A 20,515-nucleotide genomic window follows, 5' to 3' on the forward strand; every position below is an offset into this window, starting at 1 on the left:
AGACCGCCGAAGCCGCATCAGCCTGGCAGGTCGAACGCTTCCCTGAACGCCGCGCAGAACGCCTCGGTGCCGCTGATGGACAGCGTCACCGTGTGCCACGGCTCGCCGGGCGCGTTCTCCTGCATCTCCTGCAGGTCGTAGTCCCACTCTCCGCCGTCCTCCACCGGGCCGCGCCGCCCGGCAAAGACGCTGTTTGCCCACCCGAGCACCTTTTCGATCTCCGCCTGCACCGCGGCGAGCTGCGGCGGGCGAACGGTGGCCATGGCGTCGAACACGCCGACGCCCTCGGTGTCTTCGCTGTAGTCGAAATCCAGATAGTCCAGGGTCATGCGGCGAAGCTACCTCAAGTCGAAGCCCACGCGGCGTCACCCCGCCTCCACCGCCGCCAGCCAGAGTTGAGCGCCCTGCTGCGGCGTCGACGTCCACGTCACGTTGTAGCTGCCGGCCGACGAAACCTGCTTGACCGCTACCGCGCACTGCACCAGCGCGCCCGCTGCCAGCACCGAATCGATCACCGCGAATCCGCCGTCGGGCGTGGCTGTCTTGTTGCCGTCGACGCCCGCATCACCCCACCACCATGCCACCAGCAGCGCCGGGCCGGTGGTGGTGACGCTGGCGCTGGTCAGCGGCTGGTCCGACAGCACCTCTCGCCACTTCACGTCGCGCACCAGGCCGCCGCCGGTGATCTCGACCACCGACAGCGTCACTTCGTCGATCAGGTTCGGCTTCGCCGCCGAAACCGTGTGACCCGCCATCCCGCGCGCCTTCTCGCAAGCGAACAGTGCCGTGCCCGAGGTGGGATAGAGCGTGTAGGCGTGCGTCGTGCCGAGCTGGACGAACGCATTCCCCGCGTTGTCCGTCGGCGTTGCGCTGGCCGCCTGATCGCCTCGCCCGACGCTGACCAGCAGGCTGCTTCCGCTCGCGCGCGTCGACATCCCCGAAACCGACAGCGCCGGCGCCGACGTGTTCAGCCCGTTGAAGTTCAGGCCATGAGCACCGAGCGCGGGCGCTGCCAGTGCGGATGTCGATGCCGGCGGCGGCGCTGGCGGCGTTGCTGGCGGAGGCGGACCCGCCGATGGAGAAGGCGAAGGCGGCGGTGAGGTCGTCGCGGTGCCCGAGGTCGCGACAAATGAGACCCCGCCACCGCTGCTGCCGCCGCCGCAGCCTGTGATCGTGCTGCCGCCGGACGCCACGCCGATCGCGGCCAGCGCGCACATGCGCTGCAGCAGATCGCGGCGCTCGTTCTGCGGCGCATCGGCCGCACTGCCGGGAGATTCGTTCATGAAGGCTCTCCGTTCGCTTTCGACCGCCATTCTGGAAGCAAACCCACGGCTCAGTCGTCCGAAGAAACCACCAGGCACCCGGCGGCGCGGGACCGCCATCCCTGCACCAGAATGTCCCCACGCCCGCCATGAACCTCGACCCCTTCATCCGCGTCAACGACCTGCCGTTCTCCGCTTCGAAGGAAGACGTGCAGCGGCTGCGCGGCAAGCCCCTGAAGACCGGGCGCAACACGGTCGGCCTGAACGAACTCGACTACGGATCGGTCATCTACCGCTTCCAGGACTGCGGCCGGCTCGAAGAGGTCACGATGCAGGCGGCCGTCGTCATCATCGGTCGGCGCTCCATCGGCTTCGACGCACTCTCGTTCTTCATCCACGCCGAGGATGAAGACTGTTTCGAGAGAGCCGGATTCCTCGTCTCGCCCCGCTTCGGCATCGCCTTCGATCCGAAGGAGCCGTTCTGGGTCACGGCGCTGGCCGCGCACTGCCTGGGCGAATGGCGTCGCTTGTAGCGGGGCCGCTCACTATTTCGGACCCGCGAGCGCGAGCGGAATCAGCGTCTGCTCGTTGCCATAGCTGATCTCCAGCTTCACGGCCGCCGTGCCGCGCGGAAGCGCGAACAAGACCGCCCCCTCTTTCGCGGAGCGGGCCGGAACCAGCTCGTTGAGATCGCTTTCCGGCGCCGTCGGCACACCGTCGAGCATCAGGCGGAACGACCGATCCCAGAAATTCGCGTCATAGCTGTTGTTGTTCATCATGCGGATCCGGATCCGCAGCGCATCCTTCTCGGCGGTCCGCGGCGACAGCGTTGCCGACAGCAGCGTGAACGTCGCCGTGTCGAGCTTGTACTCGCGCAACTCCGGCAAGGTCACCGGACGGCTCTCCGCGATTGGCGCCGATGCCGGCGTGGCCGCATCCGGCGAGGACGACGCGCCCCCGCCTTGCGACGACTGCTGTTGCTGAGGCGCCGGTGGCGCGGGCGGGTGCGGCGACGACCCGATCCAGCCCACCTGCTTGAGCGCCACCAGCAACCCTGCGAAGGCGGTCGTGGCCGCCGTCAGGCTGGCGATGAGCCCCGGCAACGTCTGCCACCAGGACTTGGACTTTTCTTCGTCGGCCATGAGGGAACCTTCCTCGCGATGCGGATGAGCGACGAAGGATTCTCATGCGGCGGCTCGCGGCTGTCACCCCGCCGCACGGCGGGACGCCGGAGGTCAGAGCGTGCGCCAGATCTCGTCGTGGGCCGAACCGGGCTGGAAGCTGTCGACGTACTTGTTCACGATCTCCCAGTACTTCGGGTCGCCGATCAGCCGCAGATTGATGCTGTCGTACTCCGCCAGATCCTTGTGCCGCGTCGTCCAGCCGATCCGCTGCGGATTGCCGCCGATCGGCAGCAGCACCTCGACATCGAACTTGTAGACCTCCTTGATGTAGGCCACGATTTCCTTCGAAAAGGCCAGCATGCTGGCGTTCTTGCCCGGCGCGATGCCGGCAGTACGGACGAAGACGATCATCTGGATCTCCTCCCGCCGAAAGTAGCGGCGGACTCCGGCACGGGATGCGCCGCGAGCACTCTGCGCCCTGCGCGTGGCGCGGGGCAGGGGGAAAGCCTGATTGGAAGTTGGCGAGCCGGCGGGCTACCGGCTCGTGGGTGTGACAGCGGGGCGGTCGCCGCTTAGTGCCGCATGCCGTCCGGCATTCGCATCGACTTGAGCGCGGCGATGGCGCGTTCGACGCGGTGCTGGAACTCGGCATCGGTGAGCTGCATCAGCTCGCGCGCTTGCGACGCGTCGCCAATGCCTCGGATGCAGGCGACGACGTGATAGGCCGCCCGTGCTGACCTGATCTCGCGGAGCGCTTGCATCGTGAGCGCGAAGGGATCGGACTTGGCCTCATCGGGCGCGCCAGTGCGGGCGGGGGGATCGTTGGGGAGGTGCGCGGGCGCGCAAGTAGGGTGTGCCATGAATGGCCTCCAAGGGGTGCGGTTTGCAAAAACCGCCGTACCCGCTTCCAAACGGGGGCGGCGACTCGAACAGGTTGGAAGACCGGGCACCCCTTGCGAGAACCGGCAGGGCGTGAGCCCTCCCGTTCGAGCCGCCTGAAAGCAAGCGCGAACGAAAAAGCCGCAATCCCTGCGGAGGGTCCTGCGGCTTTCGTCGCAGGGGTGCTGACGGGCTTCCAAACCCGGTCTCGTCCTTGTTGGACGCGACGCGGCGGAGTATACGAGTGTGAATGGCGGAGGGGCGTGGCCTCCGGCACGACACCTATTTCGCTGCAGCCTGACGCGCCGCCGTGTCCGCGGTGCCGATCCAGCGGCTGATCTTGCCGCCCTTCAGCGTGAACACATGAACCCATTCGCCATCGAACGGCGTCCCGTTCGGAAGCGGCTTCACGCGCTCCCAGCCAAGCACCGTCACGTGGTCCGGCCCCGCCAGGAACTCACGCGGCTCGAACTGCTGGATGTCGTCGTTCTGCGCCAGCGTGACGAACCAGTCCTCCACGGCCTTCTTGCCGGTGAACTTGCCGCCGTACGGAATGCCGGTGCTGGGGCTGGCGTGGAACTGCCAGTCCACGTCATCGGCAAGCAAGGCCAGGATTCCCGGGATGTCACGGCGTCCGAACGCGGCATAGGCCTGCTGGACGACTTCGGATGGGGTGCTCATTGCGGCGTCCTCCATGCTGACGGGGAACCTTCAAGTCTAGTCACGGGATTCTTCGATTCAACCGGCGTCGGCACCTCGCGGACATGAAAGAAGAGCGGCCGCCCGCAACGAGCGCCGCTCTTCTTTCCTTTCTTCAAGCCTTTGCCGGAACGCGCTTACCAGTAGTAGCCGATGCCCGCCCCCACGCCGACCTTGCCGCGGGTGTTGACCGAGCCCGACAGCTTGCTCACCCAGCGGCCGCTGTCGGCCATCTTGGACATGCCGATCGCGACGGCGGACTCGCCGTCCTGATGGCCGACCCCGGCCGACATCATGCTCTTGCCGGGAAACACCGACTGCGGCAGGTTGGCGGCCGCCAGCGCACCCGCGATCGCAGCATTGCTGTCGCGCTTGTTGTCAATGATCTGCGACTGCAGCTGGTTGGCGCGCGCATCGGCGTAGTTCGAGACGGACTGCTGCACGTCCTGCAGTTGCTGGACATTCACCGCATCGGTCGGCGCCGTGCCGGCCGCGACGTTGGTGATCTGGCGCTCGTTGCCCGCCGAGCCCACCGACACCGTGTTGGCGCGATCGGCCACGGAGCCCTGGCCCAGGGCCACCGCCCCCGTCGCCGAGGCCGCCACGGCCGCGCCCTGCCCGATGGCCGTGCCGGAAGCGGCGCTCACCTGCGAGTCGGCTCCGACCGCCACCGCGTGGGTCGCGGATGCGGACGTGACCGAGGCGTTGGCGCCCACCGCGACGCTGCCGTCGGCATGCACCTTCGCGTTGCCGCCCAGCGCCGTGTCGTTGGCGCCCGCGGCGTAGCTGTCGTTGCCGACGGCCGTGCCGTAGCTGCCCAGCGCCGTGGCGTTCTGGCCCAGCACCGACGCGTTCTCGCCCGTCGCCGTGGCGTTGTAGCCCACCGCCACGCCCGGGCTGCCGCCCGCATCGGCCTTGCTGGCGTTGCCGCCGTTGGCATTGCCGTCGATGTAGGCCACGCCGTTGCCGTTGCCATTGCCCCCGCCGCCGACACCGACACCGACACCGTTGGCTTCGATGTTCGTCACGCGGCCATCGATACTGGTGAGCTGGTTCTGCAGCGTGTCGCGCAGGGCCGCGATCTGGGAGCCGTTCACCGCGTCGCGGCTGCCGGCCTCGATCTGGCCGCTGGCCACGTTGGTCAGCAGCGTGCCGTTCGCACCGGCGAAGTTCACCACGCCCTTGTTCGAGCCGGCGGCGTAGGTCACCGCATCGAGTGTGTTGCCGGAGCCGTCGAGCAGGCCGGCGTTCCTGAGCTGGCGAACGTTGACGGCGTCCTGATCGGCCGTACCGTCGGCCACGTTCTTGATCTGCGTGCCGGTGGCACCGCCCAGGGTGATCGAGCCCTTGCCGGAGCCGGCGTCGTAGGTCACGGCTTCGAGCGGATTGCCCGAGGCGTCGGTGAGGCCCGCGCGATTGAACTGGTCCTTCAGCTGGGCCACGTTCACCGCGTCGTTGCCGTCCTCGCCCGCCGTGATGTTCTTCAGCGTGCGGGTGTTGCCGTTCTTGTCGGTGAAGTCCACCGCCGCGCCGTCCGTCCCCGCGCCCGCCGTGAGGTTGGCGCCCGCCGAAGCCTGCTGCAGCAAGCCGACAGCGCCGGTGTTGATCTGGTTCGTCAGCGTGTTGATGCTGGTCGTGTGGCTGTTCACCGTCGTCTGCAGATTGCCGACGTTGGTATTGGTCGCGTGCAGTTGCGAGCCGTTGACGGCTTCCTTGCTGTCGGCCGCGAGCCTGCCATCGGCCACGCCGGCGAGCTTGCGTGCGCCGGCCGTGCCGGTGAAGTCCACCATCGCGCCGTCCGTGTCCTTGCCCACCGTGAGGTTGGCGCCAGCAGCGGCCTGCTGCACCAGACCCGCCTTGCCGCTGTCCAGGTTGTTGAGCGTGGTCGTGTGATCGTCCACCGTGGTCTGCAGGTTGGCGATGCGGGTCGTATGGCCGTCCACCGTGGTCTGCAGGTTGGCGATGCGGGTCGTATGGCCGTCCACCGTGGTCTGCAGATTGCCGACGTTGGTATTGGTCGCGTGCAGCTGCGAGCCGTTGACCGCTTCCTTGCTGTCGGCCGCGAGCCTGCCATCGGCCACGCCGGCGAGCTTGCGTGCGCCGGCCGTGCCGGTGAAGTCCACCGCCGCGCCGTCCGTGTCCTTGCCCACCGTCAGGTTGGCGCCCGCCGAAGCTTGCTGCACCAGGCCGACCGTACCGTTGGCGACGTTGTTGGCCAGGTTCGCGATGTCGGACGTGTTCTGCGCGATGTGGGTCGCGTTGGTGGTCATGCGGTCATCGATGTTGGAGACTGCGTCACCCACGCTGTTGACCGTCGTACCGCCCACCATGTAGCTCGGCGCGCTGATCTCGCCGGTGGTGGCGTTGTATGTCGCGCCACCGCCCAGTGCCGCGGCGGCGCTGGCGCCGGTCGCGTTCGACTTGATGGCTTCCGACTGCAGCTGGCTGACGTTCACCGCGTCGGTGAGGGCCGAACCGGCGGCCAGGTTCGTGAGGCGGCGCTCCTTGCCGGCCGCGCCGATGGACACCTCGCCGTTCGCCACCGACGCCGTGCCCGACAAGGCCGAAGCGCCGGCGTTGTAGGCCGCCGCGGCCAGATTGGCCGTCGTGGTCGAGTCTGCGCCCAGCGCAACCGAATGTTCCGCCGTTGCAGCGGCAGACACGCCGAGCGCCACGCTGGACACGCCGCTGCTGACTGCACGCGAACCGAGCGCCATCGCGCCGACCGCGCTTGCATTGGCCAGCGTGCCGATGGCCATCGCGTTGGTGGCACCCGCGGTGACCGCCGCCGAAGCGCCCATGGCGATCGACTGGCTGCCGTCTGCGCTGGCCAACGCGCCGATGGCGGTGGAGGAGAGCCCGGCGCTCTTGGCCTTGTATCCCAATGCCATCGATTGGTTGCCCGACGCCTCGGACTCGATGCCGACCGCGGTCGAGTTGCTACCGCTGGCTTTGGACGCTGCGCCCACCGCCGTCGCGCCCTGCGCCGACGCCTTGGAGCCGGCGCCCACGGCGGTCGAGTCCCCGCTGGTCGCCGAAGCCGCGCCCGAGGAATAGACGCCATCCTGCGCCTGGACCGGCGTGCCGATCACCGCCGCCGACGCCGCGCCCGACAGCCCGCCCAGGGCTGCGGCAGCGAGGATGGTTGCGGCCACGACCCGCGCGCTGCTGCGCTTGCCGCGGGCGCGGGTGAGTTCCGAGGCGGCGACCCAGGCGCCGAGCGATTCGTTCCAGAGGCTGCGATGTGACTTGTTCATTGAATTTCCAATTGGCTGAATGAAATCGTTGAACTGGGCCTTTTCGAGTGCCGCTTTGGGAGTTGACCGATCAACTCGGAGGGTGTTCAACGGGATGGATAAATGCTTTGGACCTGAAATTCAGCGAGATCTTTTTTTGGCAAATGACCCTGCTGAATCTGAGACAAGCGAATACTAAAGATTGATCAATCAGCAACGAATCAGACTTGTCTTAAACAAATAGGGCTACATACCTAGGATGTTCTGGAAGGGTGAAATTCGTGATGTTTGTCCCGGAGACGCACGCATTCCGGCGCCCGGACGTGGAATGGTGCGTGATGGAATTCACATGCGATTTGCACCGCAAGGGCGCAAGAAGCGCAATTCGCGGCGTCGATGGCCGAATAAGAAGGCCGCCGCGTTCGGCCAGGGAACTGGAGTTGCCTAAGGCCGCCTCAGGACTTCGTCGCGACCTCTGCGCCGCCGCCCAGGGCCTTGGACACGGCCACGAGTCCCAGCGCCAGGCGGCTCGAACTCTCCGTGTAATCGCGCTGCGCCTGCAGCCAGGTCCGCTCCGCATCGAGCTGAACCAGAAAGTCGGTCAGCCCGTGCTCGTAGCGCACACGCGCGAGTTGCAGCGCGTCGCGGCTGCTGCGTTCCCTCACGGCCAGTTGCGCGTTGCGGCGGCGCTCGGCGGTGTAGGCGCTCAGCGCGTCGTCGATTTCGTGCCAGGCCTTCAGCACCGTCTGCTGGTAGGCCACGGCGGCTTCCTGCTGCTGCAGTTCGCGCAGTTCCACCGTCGCGCGGCGGCGGCCGTTGTCGAAGATGGGCAGTTGCAGGCTCGGCCCGATGGACCACGTGCGGCTGCCCCAGTCGGTGAAGCTGTCGCCGTCGACCGATTCGAAGCCGAACTTCGCGCCGATGGTGACGCGCGGGTACAGGTCGGCCACGGCGACGCCGATGTTGGCGGTGGCGGCATGCAGCTGGGCCTGCGCCATCTGGATGTCGGGCCGGCGCAGCGCCATGTCCGAGGGCACGCCGAGCGAGAGGTCGGGCAGCGCGGCCGTCGTTGCGTTGCCGGGCAGCGGTGCGAGTTGCGATTGCAGTGCGCCGGGCCGTTCGCCGAGCAGCAGCGTGATCTGGTTGGTGGCCTGCGCCTCCTGCGTGAGCAGTTGCGGCAGGCGCGCGCGCAGGTCGGCCGTCTGCGCGTTCTGGCGCGCGACGTCGAGGTCGGTGGTGAGCCCGCCGTCTGCGCGGGCCTTGACGAGGCCCAGCGTTTCTTCGGACGCCGCGATGTCCTCCCGCGTGAGCTGGATCTGGCGTTGCACCGCACGCAGCTCGAAGTAGTGGCGCGCGACCTCGGCCTGCACGCTGAGCTGAACCTGCGCGAGCGTGGCTTGCGAGGCGGCCACGCCGGCATCGGCGGATTCGATGGAGCGGCGCACGCGGCCCCAGAGGTCGAGCTCCCACGAAGCATCGAAACCGGCCTGGTAGAAGTTGTGCGGCTCGCTCAGGATCTGCAGCAGATGGGCGCTGTTGGCGGGGTTGATGGCGCCGATCAGTCGCGAGGTCTCGCCGCTCTCGCTCAGCCGCAGCCGCGAGACGCCTGCGCTGGCGTTGACCTGGATGCCCTGCTGCGATTCGACGATGCTGCGCTGCGCCCGGCTCTGCGCGAAGTGCAGCGCGGCCGTCTGCAGGTCGTGATTCGCTTCCAGCGCGCGGGCTTGCAGCGCATCGAGCACCGGGTCGTTGAACATGCGCCAGCCTTGCGGCGCGGTGCTGGCGGCGGGCGCCGTGCGCTCGGCATCCGACAACTCGGCCGATCCGCCGTGCCATGTCGCGAAGTCGGCCGGGGCCTCGGCCGCCTGCGGCTTGAAGTCGGGGCCCACGGCGCAGCCGGCGAGCATCGCAGCCGCGATGAGCGAGGCAACACCGGCGACGGCGGTGGTGTGGAAGCGTGCGGAGGTCTTCATGTCGTCCCCTTCGGTCTGCGGCTTCAGACAAGCCGATGGCGGAACAGCCATGCGGCGAGCGGCAGCGTGATGGCCGCGATGATGAAAAGCGGAATGAGGTTGTGCCAGACCGTGAAGAGGCCAACCCCTTCGAGGTACACCCGCTGCACGAGGTCGATCGCAAAGCGCAGCGGATTGGCCAGCGTCGCGATCTGCAGCACTTCGGGCATGTTGCTCACCGGTGTGGTGAGGCCCGACAGCAGCATCATCGGCATGATGAGAACGAAGGTGTAGAGCATCGCCTGCTGCATGTTGGCCGACACCGCCGAGATCGACAGGCCGATGCCCACGCTCGCGATGGTGAAGGCCGAGAGCCCGATGTAGAGCGTGACGAGCGACCCGGCCATCGGCACCCTGAACCACAGCAGCGTCATGAGCAGCACGATGGTGGATTGCACGAGGCCGATGAAGACCGGCGGCAGCGCCTTGCCGATCATGATCTCCGTCGGAGAAAGGGGCGTGACCAGCAACTGGTCGAAGGTGCCCTGCTCGCGTTCCCTTGCCACGGAGAGCGCGGTGAGCAGCAGCGTCTGGATCATGCTGAGCGCGGCGATCATGCCGGGCATGAAGTTCCAGCGCGTCTCCAGGTTGGGGTTGAACCAGGCGCGCGATTCGACGCGCACCGGCGCCTGGATGCCGCCGTGCCTGCGTCGCCATTCGTCGTTGAAGGCGTTGACGACGGAGGCGACGAAGCCCGAGGCCGAGCCGGCCGTGTTGGAGTTGCGCGCGTCGATGATGACCTGGATGGGCGCGTCTTCGCCCGCGTTGAGCTGGCGCTCGAAGTCCGGCCCGATCTGGATGACGACGAGCGCATCCTGCCGGTTGACCATCGGCGCGATCTGGTCGGGCGAGGTGAGCGTCGCCGCTCGCTTGAACACACCGGTGCCGTCGAGCTTGGCGATGAACGAAGTGGATGCGCCGCTTCGGCTCTGGTCGAGCAGCGCATAGTCCACGTGCGTCAGGTCGTAGGTGGCCGCATAGCCGAAGAGCAGGCTCTGCATCAGCGCCGGCACGACGAGGATCACGCGGCTCGACGGGTCCTTGAGGATCGCGAGCAGCTCCTTGCGGCAAAGGTGTGCCACGCGCCGCAGGAAGTCGATGAATGAGCCGTTCATGCTTTTCCTTCAGTCCAGCTTCTTGCGCGTGACGAAGCGCGCGATGCCCAGCAGCACCACCGCGTACGCCAGCAGGATGAGGCAGTTGCGGACGATGAGCGACCACACGTTGCCCGCCAGGAACAGCGTGCGGACCAGTTCCATGAAATAGGTCGCAGGCAGCGCGTGCCCGACGATGCGGATCACCGTCGGCACGTTGCGCAGGTCGAAGAGAAAGCCCGACAGCATCAGCGAAGGCAGGAAGCTCGAAATGAGGGCCACCTGGCTTGCGAGGAACTGGTTGCGCGTGACCGACGAGATGAGAAGGCCGATGCCCACGGCGACCAGCAGGTAGAGCATCGCGCTCACCACGATCGCGGCGAGCGATCCGTACATCGGCACCTCGAACAGAAAGCGCGCTGCGACGAGGCACAGCATCAGGCCGACCATGCCGATGCCGAAATAGGGAATGATCTTCGCCAGCAGGATCTCCACCGGCCGCACCGGCGTCACGAAGAGCGATTCGAGCGTGCCGCGCTCCCATTCGCGCGCCATCACGAGCGCGGTGAGAAAGGCGCCGACCAGCGTCATGATGAGCACGATCAACCCCGGCACCAGATACCAGGTGCTGGTGTTGGCGCTGTTGAACCAGAGCCGCTGCTCGATCGTGATCGCACCGATGCCGGTGCCTTGCGGTGCGCCGCCCGCGCGGTCGACGATGCGCTGTGCGTTCTGCATCAGCGCCCCGGTCGCGTAGCGCAGCACGATGTTGGCCTTGTTCGCATCCGCGCCGTGCACGATCACCTGGATGCTTGCGTCGCCCGCCGCGAGCCGGCGCGAGAAGTCGCCGGGCACGCGCACGATGCCGTCGACCTTGCGCTGGTGCATCAGCGTTTCGGCGTCGCGCATCGAGGTCAGCATCACCGGCGAGATGTACGGCGTGAGCTGCAGGCCCGAGACCGCCTGTGCCGCGGTGGGCGACGTGTCTTCGAGCACCACCGCCATCGGCGCGTTCTTCACGTCCAGCGACAGGCCGTAGCCGAAGATCAGGATGAGCAGGATCGGCAGCAGGATGCCGATCGCGATGCTGCTCGGGTCGCGGATGAGCTGGCGCGTTTCCTTGCGGGTGAGGGCGATCAGGCGGCGGCCGAAGCGGCTTTGCGTCGCGTTCTTTTCCGATGGCTGCGCGGCGGTCATGCGTGCGCTCCCTGCGCCGGTGCGCGCTTGGCCTCGCGGGCCTGCGTCACGATGTCGATGAAGGCCTCTTCCATGCTCAGGCGACTGTCCGCCGCACTGCCGGCCTGCACGCGCACCTGCTGCGGCGTGCCGATCGCGAGGAGCTTGCCCGCGTCCTGGATCACGATGCGATCGCAGTACTCGGCCTCTTCCATGAAGTGCGTGGTGATGATGATGGTCACGCCCGCTTCGGCCAGCGCGGTGATGCGTCGCCAGAACTCGCGCCGTGCGAGCGGATCGGTGCCGCTGGTGGGTTCGTCGAGAAAGAGGATCTCCGGCTCGTGCAGCAGGCCGGTCGCCATCGCGAGCCGCTGCTTGAAGCCGCCGGGGAGCTGGCCGCTGGTGGCCTGTTCCTGCCCCACGAGGTCGAACTGCTGCAGCACCGTCTGCATGCGGTCGTGCAGACGGTTGCCGCGCAGGCCGTAGGCGCCGCCGAAGAAGTGCAGGTTCTCGGCGACGGTGAGATTGCCGTAGAGCGCGAATTTCTGCGAGACGTAGCCGATCTTGCTGCGCGCATGGGCGCGTGCGGTGCGCAGGTTCACGCCGGCCACCTGCAGGAAGCCGCTGCTCGCGGGCAGCAGTCCGCAGAGCATGCGAAAGGTGGTGGTCTTGCCTGCGCCATTCGGGCCGAGCAGGCCGAATATTTCGCCGCGGCGCACGTCGAAACTGGTGCTGGCGACGGCGGTGAAGTCGCCGAACTTGCGCACGAGGTCCTTGACCTCGATGACGACATCGTCCTTCGATTCGCCGCGCGGCGCGGTTGCCGCAAGTTCCGTAGGTGCCGCCTTGGCCTTCGCCTGCTGCGTGCGCAGCAGCACCATGAAGCCGTCTTCGAGCCGCGCCGGGACGGATTCGACGGGCGCGCCTTCGAGCAGGGCATCGACCGAAGCCGCGTTCGCATCGGGCTTGCGGATGAACCGCACCTCGCCGCCCTGCGGAACGGCATCGATGATGGATGCCGGCGCATCGAGCAGCTTCGCCTGCAAGGTGCGCGGCGCGGTGCCCTTCGGCGGCGTCGCGATGAAGCAGAGGTCCTTCGCCTTGTCGCGGATCTCGCCCGGCGCGCCCTGCGCGATGAGCTTGCCGCCCTGCAGCACGAACACCTGCGCGCAGCGCTCGGCCTCGTCGAGGTATGCGGTGCTGACGATGACGGAGAGCTGCTCATCATCCACGAGCTGCTGCACGATCTCCCACAGCTCGCGCCGCGAGAGCGGATCGACGCCCACAGTGGGCTCGTCGAGCAGCAGGAGTGCAGGCGAGCGCACCAGCGTGCAGGCGAGCCCGAGCTTCTGCTTCATGCCGCCGGAGAGCTTGCCCGCGGGCCGGTCGGTGAAGCGGCCGAGGTCGGTCATCTCCATCAGTCGCGCATAGCGCTCGCGGCGCACCGACCTGCTCACGCCGTGCAGGTCGGCATAGAGGTCGAGGTTCTCCTGCACGCTCAAGTCTTCGTAGAGGCCGAAGCGCTGCGGCATGTAGCTGATGCGGTCCTGTACCGATTGCGGGTCTTTCGCGACATCGATCCCGAGCACGCTGAGCGAGCCTTCGTCCGCGCTCATCAGGCCGGCGGCAAGGCGCAGCAGCGTGGTCTTGCCGGCGCCGTCGGGGCCGACCAGCGCGGTGAGCTTGCCGGCAGGCACTTCGAGCGTCACGTCGTCGAGCGCGCGGGTCGGCTCGGCGACGCCCTTGATCTGGAAGCGCTTGTGCAGGCCGCGACCCGCGAGCGCCGGCGCGTCGTGGGCCATCAGGGCTTGCTCCCGGCGTTCGCCGCGTTGCTGTTCGCGTTCGCGTTGCCGCCGTCGAGCGCGAGGCGCACCGTCACCGGCATGCCGAGCCGCAGGCGGTCTTCGGGATCGTCGGCGAGCACGCGGATCTCGTAGACGAGGCTGCTGCGCAGTTCCTCCGTCTGCACCGTCTTCGGCGTGAATTCCGCGACCGACGAGATGTAGCCGACCTTGCCCGTGAGCGGCTGGCCCGGATGGCTGTCGGTGTGCAGCGTGGCCGCCATGCCCGGCTTCACGCGGCCGAGGTCGGCTTCGGTCACATAGGCGCGCACCCATTTCGGATGGGTGATCGCGAGCGTGAACACCGGCCGCTGCGGCGAGGCCATGTCGCCCGGCTCCATGAGACGCGCGCGCACCACTGCGTTGATCGGTGCGCGCAGCTGCGCCTGATCCAGCTGGTGCTTCTGCACCGCGAGCGATGCGACCGCCACGTCGAGCTGTGCCTGTGCCTGCGCGATGTCTTCCCTGCGCGGGCCGGTGACGACGAGCTGCTGCGCCTTGCGGACGTTCTCCAGTTGGGCGAGCGCCGTCTTCTGGCGGGCCTGTGCGGCGTCGAGGTCCTGCTGGCTCACCGCGCGTCCGGAGGTGGTCTGCCGGATCGACTGGAGCCGTTCGAGCTGCTGCCGTGCAAGCTCGGCATCGGCCTGCGCCGCCGAGACCTGTGCGCGTGCCTGCGCGATCTCTTCGGGGCGGCTGCCGGTCTTGAGCTTCTGCAGCACCTGCTGCTGCACTGCGATCTGCGCCTCGGACTGTGCGATCTGCAATTCCAGCGTGCGCGTGTCGAGTTCGCCGAGCACTTGCCCGGCGGCGACGCGATCGCCCTCCTGCACGTTGAGCCTGCCGATGCGCTCCGAGCCGTTGAAGGCGAGCGACACCTGCCGCAGATCGACATTGCCGTAGAGCACCAGTTCGTGCGCGTCGGCGGGCTGCCGATTGAAGTACCACGCCGCCAGGGCGGCTGCAGCCACGAGAACGACGGCCCCAAGGATGATCGGCTTCTTGTTCATGGTCTCTCTCTGCGCAAGGATGACGCTGCGATGTCGTTGAAGTAGACTGGATAATATCGAATTTGAATTCAAATTCAAACTAAGACTTGTGTCCAGGGATTACCGCGATGGCAGCCACAGCAAGAAAGAAATCTCCCACGCCCGCACGTCGCGCGCAACGCCCGGACGGCGATGCGACGCGCCTGCATCTCATCGAGACGGCTGGCAAGGTCTTCGCCGAGCGCGGCCTGGCCGAGGCCACGAGCAAGGAGATCTGCGAGCGCGCGGGCGTGCCGCTCGCGTCTGTCAACTATCACTTCGGCAGCCGTGACGGCCTGTATGAAGCCGTGCTGATCGCGGCGCATCAGCAGCTCATCGGGCTCGAGGAGATGATGGCGCTGGTCGAGCACATCGACGATGCGGAAGCCAAGCTGCGCTCGGTGCTGACGCACTTCGTGCGCTTCGCCACGAACGCGAACGCGCCCTGGGGCTTCCGTGTGGTGCTGCGGGAGATCATGACGCCCTCGGCCGCGATGCCCGCCTTGATCGAGAAGGCCGTGCGACCCAAGGCGCAGTTCATGCGCGGGCTGGTGAGCGAGGTGATGGGCCTGCCGCCCGAGCACCCGAGCGCTCAGCGCGGCGTGGTCTTCGCGCTGCTGCCGTGCCTGGCGATCATGGTGATCCCGAAGGAAATTCCGGCCAAGCTGCTGCCGGCACTCAAGGAGACCGACGCGCTCGCCGAGGAGCTCATGTGCTACGTGATGGCGGGGCTGGCCGCGATGGCGAGCGCGCAGAAGGCGGCTGCGAATCCGTCGCGGTCGCCTGCGCGACCAGCCAGGCGCGAAAAAGCGTGAGCGCCGGGCGCTCGTCCTCGACCGCGGGCGTCACCAGGTAGTAGCTGCGCTCGCCGCGCAGAAGGCGCTCGCAGGCAATGACGAGTTCGCCGCGCGCGAGTTCGTCCTGGATCGCCAGCGTCGGCATCAGCGCGACGCCGAGGCCGTGCGCCGCGGCGATCGCGATCATCGAGAACAGCTCGTAGCGCGGACCGCTGTGCGCGCGGGGAGCATCGACGTTCTGGGCGTCGAACCATTGCCGCCAGCCGTCGGGCCGCGTGCTCTGCTGCAGGAGCGGCATGCGCGCGATCGCGACGGGCGAGAGCAGCTTGCGGCCAGCGAGCAGCGCGGGGCTGCAGACCGGGATCACGTCTTCCTCGATGATCACCGTCGATTTCGTGCCGGCCCAGTTGGCGGTCTGGGTGGCCGTCCCCGCATAGATCGCGGCGTCGAAGGGGGTGTCGTTGAAGAGGAAGGGCCGCGTGCGCGTTTCGATGTGCACCGTGATGTCCGGATGCTTCGCCGCGAAATCCGGCAGGCGCGGAATGAGCCAGCGCGTCGCGAAGGTCGGCACCGCCGCGAGCTGCAGCGAGCCGCCCTGGCCCTGCCTGGCCATCGCGTCGAGGGTGTCGCGCTCCATGGTGTCGAGCTGGCGCGCGATCTGGCGCGCGTAGTCCGCGCCTGCCGGCGTCAGCGCCACGCCGTGCCGGGTGCGGCGGAAGAGGGCGATGCCGAGGAAGTCCTCCAGCGCGGTGATCTGGCGCGACACCGCGCTCTGCGTGAGCGCGAGTTCCTGCGCGGCGCGGGTGTAGCTCTCGTGCCGCGCCGCGGCCTCGAAGCAGATGAGCGACTGGGTCGAAGGGATCTTGCGGCGCATGGTATGCGAAGCCTACATAGTTGAACGAACCGTTCCTTCAATGGAACGACGCAGGCGCATTGTCCTATGACGTGCGCAAAGCGCATAACTGGGTGCCCAATCATCGTTTGCGCTCCCCTTGCGGCGGACTTACGATGACGGCCGACCAAGCACTCTCGCTTCCCGCACTTTTTTCCCGGAGACCTCACATGGCTATCAAGAACGCCCGCTTCCAATGGGACGACGCCCTCCTGCTCGATCAACAGCTCACCGACGACGAGCGCATGGTGCGCGATGCGGCCAATGCCTACTGTCAGGAACGCCTCGCACCGCGCGTGCTCGAAGGCTTCCGCAAGGGCGAAACCGACCCCGCCGTCTTCCGCGAAATGGGCGCCCTCGGCCTGCTGGGCCCGACGATCCCCGAGCAGTACGGCGGCCCCGGCCTCAACTACGTCTGCTACGGCCTGATCGCGCGTGAAGTCGAGCGCGTCGACTCGGGCTTCCGCTCGATGGCCAGCGTGCAGAGCTCGCTGGTGATGGTGCCGATCAACGAGTTCGGCACCGAAGCGCAGAAGCAGAAGTACCTGCCCAAGCTCGCCACCGGCGAATGGATCGGCTGCTTCGGCCTGACGGAGCCCGACCACGGCTCCGACCCCGGCAGCATGGTCACCCGAGCGAAGAAGGTGCCGGGCGGCTACGCGCTCACCGGCAACAAGATGTGGATCAGCAACAGCCCGATCGCCGACGTGTTCGTGGTCTGGGCCAAGGAAGTCTCCGAGTCCGGTACCGTCGGCCCGATCCGCGGCTTCGTGCTCGAGAAGGGCATGAAGGGCCTGAGCGCCCCGGCGATCCACGGCAAGGTCGGCCTGCGCGCCTCGATCACCGGCGAGATCGTGATGGACAACGTGTTCTGCCCCGAAGAGAACGCCTTCCCCGAAGTGCAGGGCCTCAAGGGTCCGTTCACCTGCCTCAACAGCGCGCGCTACGGCATCTCGTGGGGTGCGCTTGGCGCCGCGGAAGACTGCTGGCACCGCGCCCGCACCTACGTGCTGGAGCGCAAGCAGTTCGGCCGCCCCCTCGCGGCCAACCAGCTCATCCAGAAGAAGCTGGCCGACATGCAGACGGAGATCACGCTGGGCCTGCAAGGGTGCCTGCGGCTCGGCCGCATGAAGGACGAAGGCACGGCGTCGGTCGAAGTGACCTCGCTGCTCAAGCGCAACTCGTGCGGCAAGGCGCTGGACATCGCGCGCCTGGCCCGCGACATGATGGGCGGCAACGGCATCAGCGATGAATTCGGCGTGGCACGCCACCTCGTGAACCTCGAAGTGGTCAACACCTATGAAGGCACGCACGACATCCACGCGCTCATCCTCGGCCGCGCGCAAACCGGCATCGCCGCCTTCTCGAACTGATGACCACGCCCACCGCAACGCAGGGCGCCCTCGCGGGCCTCAAGGTTCTCGACCTCTCCCGCGTGCTCGCGGGGCCGTGGTGCACCCAGATCCTCGCGGACCTGGGTGCGGACGTGATCAAGATCGAGCGCCCCGGCGTGGGCGACGACACGCGTACCTGGGGGCCGCCCTTCCTGAAAGACGCGCAGGGCAACGACACCAACCAGGCGAGCTACTTCACCGCGTGCAATCGCAACAAGCGCTCGGTCACGATCGACATGGCGACCGCCGAAGGCCAGGCGCTGCTCAGACAGATGGCGGCGCAAAGCGACATCGTGGTCGAGAACTTCAAGACCGGCGGCCTCAAGCAGTACGGGCTGGACCACGAAAGCCTGCGCGCGCTCAACCCGCGCCTCATCTACTGCAGCGTGACCGGCTTCGGCCATGACGGCCCGCATGCCAACCGCGCCGGCTACGACCTGATGATCCAGGCCACCAGCGGCATGATGAGCATCACCGGCCGCCCCGACGACGTGCCCGGCGGCGGCCCGCTGCGGGTGGGCGTGGCGCTGACGGATCTCTTCACCGGCGTGTATGCGAGCACCGCGATCCTCGCCGCGCTCGAAGTGCGGCACCGCACCGGCGAAGGCCAGCACATCGACATGGCGCTGCTCGACGTGGGCATGGCGATCCTCGCGAACCAGGCGAGTGCCTTCCTCAACACCGGCGTCGCGCCGCAGCGGCAGGGCAACACGCACCCGAGCCTGGCGCCCTACCAGGACTTCCACACCAAGGACGGCTCGATGCTGCTGGCGATCGGCAACAACGGCCAGTTTTCGCGCTTCTGCGAAGCCGCCGGTCATGCCGACTGGGCGGCCGATCCGCGCTTTGCGACCAACACGCTGCGCGTGCGGCACCGCGAAGTGCTGATCCCGCAGATGGAAGAAGTCACGCGCACCCGCACCACCGCCGAGTGGATCGCGCTGCTCGAAGACAAGGCGGTGCCCTGTGGCCCGATCAACGACATCGGGCAGGCCTTCCAGGACGAGCAGGTCAAGGCGCGCGGTCTCGCCGTGACGCTGCCGCGCGATGCGGGCGACGGCATCGAAAGCATCGTCGGGGTCGCGAGCCCGCTGCGGCTTCAGTCCACGCCGCCGGTGCTGCGCAATGCGCCGCCGGCGCTGGGCCAGCACACCGACGAGGTGCTGGCCGAACTCGGCATCGACGAGCAACGGCGCGCCGCGCTGCGCGACGCGGGCGTCGTGTGACCGACGCGGGCGGGGCCGGCGCGCAGCGCTCGACGCGCGCAGCCGCTGCGCCTGCCCCCGACACGCTGACCCCCGCGGACCGCTACCAGGAACTCTTCACCGCGGTCCAGACCGGCCGCATCTTCGCCGACAGCAAGACCTTCGTCGACTGCGCGCCCCGCATGGAACCCGCGGCCATCCTCGCGGCCTACCGCGCTCAATCGGCGCTGCCGGGCTTCGACCTCGAAGCCTTCGTGGGAAGGCATTTCGACGTGCTCGAACAGCCGCATTCCGACTACGTGTCGGTGCCCGGCCAGCCGATCGCAGCGCATATCGACGACCTCTGGAAAGTGCTCACGCGGCACCCGGCCGCGCACCCGCCGCGCTCGTCGTTGCTGCAATTGCCGCACGCCTACCTCGTGCCGGGCGGGCGCTTCCGCGAGATCTATTACTGGGATTCGTACTTCACCATGCTGGGGCTCATCGACGAGCGCCATGCGCCGCTGATCCGCGACACGGTGGAGAACTTCGCCTACCTCATCGACGCCTACGGCCATGTGCCGAACGGCAATCGCACCTACTACGTGAGCCGGTCCCAGCCGCCCGTGTTCGCCCTCATGGTCGAACTGGCGCATCAGCGCGGCGTGCTCGACGAGGTCGACTGGCTGCCGCAGCTGCGCAAGGAGCACGCGTTCTGGATGGCCGGTGCCGACGGCCTGGCCCACGGGCAGGCCGTCCGCCGCGTGGTGCGGCTGCCGGGCGGGGTGGTGCTCAACCGTTACTGGGACGAGCGGGACACGCCGCGAGAGGAATCCTGGATCGAGGACGTGACGACCGCACAGTCGTGCAGACGCGATCCCGCCGAGATCTACCGCGACATCCGCGCGGCCTGCGAGTCGGGTTGGGACTTCAGCACCCGTTGGCTGCGTTCGCCCCGGACGGAGGACGAACGCCGTCGCCGCGAGCACGTGCGTGCCGGCACGGCGCCTTCGCTCTCGACCCTCTGCACCACCGACATCCTGCCGGTGGACCTGAACGCCTTCCTCTTCAAGCTCGAAACGAAGATCGCCGCGCTGTCGAGGCAGTCGGGCGACGAAGCAACCGCCACGGCCTTCGCCGAAAAGGCCGACGCACGCAAGGCGGCCATGACTCGGCTCTTCTGGGATGACGCGCAAAACGCCTATTTCGACTACGACTGGCGCTTCGATCAGCGGCGCGACTGCCTCACCGCGGCCTGCGTGACGCCGCTGTTCGTCGGGGCAGCGGAGCCGGCGCATGCGCAGGCGCTCGCGGCAACCGTCGCGAGTCGGATGCTTGCGCCCGGCGGGCTTTCGACCACCGAGTGCGCGAGCGACCAGCAGTGGGACCGCCCCAACGGCTGGGCCCCGTTGCAATGGATGGCGGTGCGCGGATTCGCCGACCACGGGTGCCATGAGCTCGCGCGGACGCTCGCGCATCGCTGGCTTGCGACGGTGGCCGCGCTCTACGAGCGCGAAGGCAAGCTGGTCGAAAAATACGCCCTGCGCCGCGTCGAGCAGGACGACACGCAGGGCGGCCACGGCGGCGAATACCCGCTGCAGGACGGCTTCGGGTGGACCAACGGCGTCACCGCGGCATTGCTCGCCGAGCATCCGCAGCACACCGCCCACGGCTGCAAGGCGCACTCCACGGCGCCCCAGCATCGCTGAGCAGCGCCGGAATCTCGCTGCGGCCCACGCCCAGGTCGCGCAGCTCGCGCTCGCTCATCGCGCGCAGCAGGCGATGGTCCAGCCGCACGCGCCGCGCGTTGCGGATCAGGTCCAGAACGGCGGTCAAGAGTGCGGGCGCTGGCGTTTGCATGAGAGGCTCCTTGGATGGAGCTCGATCTTGCAAGCCGGCG

19 protein-coding genes are annotated in these 20,515 nt (G+C 67.9%); 5 read left to right on the top strand and 14 right to left on the bottom strand.

The genetic code is table 11. The features are described 5' to 3' along the window. Positions 1–17: 17 nt before the first annotated feature. Both WKW77_RS14220 and WKW77_RS14225 read right to left on the bottom strand, forming a co-directional pair. A complete protein-coding gene (locus WKW77_RS14220) occupies positions 18–329 on the bottom strand; it encodes a hypothetical protein (RefSeq protein WP_340357488.1) in 312 nt (103 codons plus the stop codon). Positions 330–365: 36 nt separating this feature from the next. Next, on the bottom strand, positions 366–1,283 hold the full coding sequence (locus WKW77_RS14225) for a hypothetical protein (protein ID WP_340357489.1): 918 nt from the start codon (positions 1,281–1,283) through the stop codon (positions 366–368). Positions 1,284–1,411: 128 nt separating this feature from the next. Between WKW77_RS14225 and WKW77_RS14230 the strand changes: the two genes are divergently transcribed. Continuing rightward, complete coding sequence (locus WKW77_RS14230) at positions 1,412–1,795, top strand: hypothetical protein (protein WP_340357490.1); 384 nt, start codon at positions 1,412–1,414, stop codon at positions 1,793–1,795. 12 nt (positions 1,796–1,807) lie between these two features. Here WKW77_RS14230 and WKW77_RS14235 read toward each other — a convergent pair whose 3' ends face one another. The 10 genes from WKW77_RS14235 to WKW77_RS14280 all read right to left on the bottom strand — a co-directional run bounded on the left by WKW77_RS14235 (position 1,808) and on the right by WKW77_RS14280 (position 14,330). Continuing rightward, positions 1,808–2,404, bottom strand: a complete 597-nt coding sequence (locus WKW77_RS14235; protein WP_340357491.1) for a hypothetical protein — start codon at positions 2,402–2,404, stop codon at positions 1,808–1,810. 93 nt (positions 2,405–2,497) lie between these two features. Then, positions 2,498–2,797 carry a hypothetical protein gene (locus tag WKW77_RS14240; RefSeq protein WP_340357492.1) on the bottom strand — a complete coding sequence of 100 codons (300 nt, stop codon included), beginning with the start codon at positions 2,795–2,797 and terminating at the stop codon, positions 2,498–2,500. Between the two features lie 161 nt (positions 2,798–2,958). After that, positions 2,959–3,246: a hypothetical protein gene (locus tag WKW77_RS14245; RefSeq protein WP_340357493.1), complete on the bottom strand. Its 288-nt coding sequence runs from the start codon at positions 3,244–3,246 to the stop codon at positions 2,959–2,961. Positions 3,247–3,547: 301 nt separating this feature from the next. Then, entirely contained in the window at positions 3,548–3,946 is a 399-nt protein-coding gene (locus tag WKW77_RS14250; RefSeq protein ID WP_340357494.1) for a nuclear transport factor 2 family protein, read from the bottom strand. A 155-nt stretch (positions 3,947–4,101) separates the two neighbouring features. Then, a complete protein-coding gene (locus WKW77_RS14255) occupies positions 4,102–7,221 on the bottom strand; it encodes a YadA-like family protein (protein WP_340357495.1) in 3,120 nt (1,039 codons plus the stop codon). Between the two features lie 434 nt (positions 7,222–7,655). Continuing rightward, on the bottom strand, positions 7,656–9,173 hold the full coding sequence (locus WKW77_RS14260) for an efflux transporter outer membrane subunit (RefSeq protein ID WP_340357496.1): 1,518 nt from the start codon (positions 9,171–9,173) through the stop codon (positions 7,656–7,658). Positions 9,174–9,196: 23 nt separating this feature from the next. Next, a complete protein-coding gene (locus WKW77_RS14265; protein WP_340357497.1) occupies positions 9,197–10,327 on the bottom strand; it encodes an ABC transporter permease in 1,131 nt (376 codons plus the stop codon). A gap of 9 nt (positions 10,328–10,336) precedes the next feature. Continuing rightward, on the bottom strand, positions 10,337–11,503 hold the full coding sequence (locus WKW77_RS14270; RefSeq protein WP_340357498.1) for an ABC transporter permease: 1,167 nt from the start codon (positions 11,501–11,503) through the stop codon (positions 10,337–10,339). Next, positions 11,500–13,284, bottom strand: a complete 1,785-nt coding sequence (locus tag WKW77_RS14275) for an ATP-binding cassette domain-containing protein (RefSeq protein ID WP_340357499.1) — start codon at positions 13,282–13,284, stop codon at positions 11,500–11,502. The genes WKW77_RS14270 and WKW77_RS14275 overlap by 4 nt, the downstream gene beginning before the upstream one ends. Then, positions 13,284–14,330, bottom strand: a complete 1,047-nt coding sequence (locus tag WKW77_RS14280; RefSeq protein ID WP_340357500.1) for an HlyD family secretion protein — start codon at positions 14,328–14,330, stop codon at positions 13,284–13,286. Before WKW77_RS14280 ends, WKW77_RS14275 begins: the two co-directional genes overlap by 1 nt. A gap of 107 nt (positions 14,331–14,437) precedes the next feature. Here WKW77_RS14280 and WKW77_RS14285 point away from each other — a divergent pair, with 107 nt between their 5' ends. Next, on the top strand, positions 14,438–15,163 hold the full coding sequence (locus tag WKW77_RS14285; protein ID WP_340357501.1) for a TetR/AcrR family transcriptional regulator: 726 nt from the start codon (positions 14,438–14,440) through the stop codon (positions 15,161–15,163). On the opposite strand, the gene WKW77_RS14290 is transcribed toward WKW77_RS14285, so the two are convergent. Next, on the bottom strand, positions 15,057–16,019 hold the full coding sequence (locus WKW77_RS14290; protein WP_340357502.1) for a LysR substrate-binding domain-containing protein: 963 nt from the start codon (positions 16,017–16,019) through the stop codon (positions 15,057–15,059). The two genes, WKW77_RS14285 and WKW77_RS14290, sit on opposite strands and share 107 nt — an antisense overlap. Before the next feature lie 188 nt (positions 16,020–16,207). Here WKW77_RS14290 and WKW77_RS14295 point away from each other — a divergent pair, with 188 nt between their 5' ends. The 3 genes from WKW77_RS14295 to treF are packed head-to-tail and all read left to right on the top strand — an operon-like array spanning position 16,208 to position 20,324. Continuing rightward, positions 16,208–17,410, top strand: a complete 1,203-nt coding sequence (locus WKW77_RS14295) for an acyl-CoA dehydrogenase (RefSeq protein WP_340357503.1) — start codon at positions 16,208–16,210, stop codon at positions 17,408–17,410. After that, the gene (locus WKW77_RS14300) at positions 17,410–18,657 is read left to right on the top strand and encodes a CaiB/BaiF CoA transferase family protein (RefSeq protein WP_340357504.1); all 1,248 of its coding nucleotides are present in this window, start codon (positions 17,410–17,412) and stop codon (positions 18,655–18,657) included. The genes WKW77_RS14295 and WKW77_RS14300 overlap by 1 nt, the downstream gene beginning before the upstream one ends. After that, on the top strand, positions 18,654–20,324 hold the full coding sequence (gene treF, locus WKW77_RS14305) for an alpha,alpha-trehalase TreF (protein WP_340357505.1): 1,671 nt from the start codon (positions 18,654–18,656) through the stop codon (positions 20,322–20,324). The genes WKW77_RS14300 and treF overlap by 4 nt, the downstream gene beginning before the upstream one ends. Here treF and WKW77_RS14310 read toward each other — a convergent pair. Then, on the bottom strand, positions 20,242–20,475 hold the full coding sequence (locus WKW77_RS14310) for a YjiS-like domain-containing protein (protein ID WP_340357506.1): 234 nt from the start codon (positions 20,473–20,475) through the stop codon (positions 20,242–20,244). The genes treF and WKW77_RS14310 overlap by 83 nt on opposite strands. Positions 20,476–20,515 lie beyond the last annotated feature (40 nt).

The sequence above is a fragment of the Variovorax ureilyticus genome (genome assembly GCF_037889935.1).
GTDB lineage: Bacteria > Pseudomonadota > Gammaproteobacteria > Burkholderiales > Burkholderiaceae_C > Variovorax > Variovorax ureilyticus.

Coding starts and splice junctions, on each gene's coding strand:
- WKW77_RS14265 (WP_340357497.1), bottom strand. CDS start 10,327: ATGAACGGCTCATTCATCGACTTCCTGCGGCGCGTGGCACACCTTTGC.
- WKW77_RS14255 (WP_340357495.1), bottom strand. CDS start 7,221: ATGAACAAGTCACATCGCAGCCTCTGGAACGAATCGCTCGGCGCCTGG.
- WKW77_RS14295 (WP_340357503.1), top strand. CDS start 16,208: ATGGCTATCAAGAACGCCCGCTTCCAATGGGACGACGCCCTCCTGCTC.
- WKW77_RS14225 (WP_340357489.1), bottom strand. CDS start 1,283: ATGAACGAATCTCCCGGCAGTGCGGCCGATGCGCCGCAGAACGAGCGC.
- WKW77_RS14285 (WP_340357501.1), top strand. CDS start 14,438: ATGGCAGCCACAGCAAGAAAGAAATCTCCCACGCCCGCACGTCGCGCG.
- WKW77_RS14235 (WP_340357491.1), bottom strand. CDS start 2,404: ATGGCCGACGAAGAAAAGTCCAAGTCCTGGTGGCAGACGTTGCCGGGG.
- WKW77_RS14270 (WP_340357498.1), bottom strand. CDS start 11,503: ATGACCGCCGCGCAGCCATCGGAAAAGAACGCGACGCAAAGCCGCTTC.
- WKW77_RS14300 (WP_340357504.1), top strand. CDS start 17,410: ATGACCACGCCCACCGCAACGCAGGGCGCCCTCGCGGGCCTCAAGGTT.
- WKW77_RS14310 (WP_340357506.1), bottom strand. CDS start 20,475: ATGCAAACGCCAGCGCCCGCACTCTTGACCGCCGTTCTGGACCTGATC.
- WKW77_RS14245 (WP_340357493.1), bottom strand. CDS start 3,246: ATGGCACACCCTACTTGCGCGCCCGCGCACCTCCCCAACGATCCCCCC.
- WKW77_RS14280 (WP_340357500.1), bottom strand. CDS start 14,330: ATGAACAAGAAGCCGATCATCCTTGGGGCCGTCGTTCTCGTGGCTGCA.
- WKW77_RS14260 (WP_340357496.1), bottom strand. CDS start 9,173: ATGAAGACCTCCGCACGCTTCCACACCACCGCCGTCGCCGGTGTTGCC.
- WKW77_RS14275 (WP_340357499.1), bottom strand. CDS start 13,284: ATGGCCCACGACGCGCCGGCGCTCGCGGGTCGCGGCCTGCACAAGCGC.
- WKW77_RS14220 (WP_340357488.1), bottom strand. CDS start 329: ATGACCCTGGACTATCTGGATTTCGACTACAGCGAAGACACCGAGGGC.
- WKW77_RS14290 (WP_340357502.1), bottom strand. CDS start 16,019: ATGCGCCGCAAGATCCCTTCGACCCAGTCGCTCATCTGCTTCGAGGCC.
- WKW77_RS14230 (WP_340357490.1), top strand. CDS start 1,412: ATGAACCTCGACCCCTTCATCCGCGTCAACGACCTGCCGTTCTCCGCT.
- WKW77_RS14240 (WP_340357492.1), bottom strand. CDS start 2,797: ATGATCGTCTTCGTCCGTACTGCCGGCATCGCGCCGGGCAAGAACGCC.
- WKW77_RS14250 (WP_340357494.1), bottom strand. CDS start 3,946: ATGAGCACCCCATCCGAAGTCGTCCAGCAGGCCTATGCCGCGTTCGGA.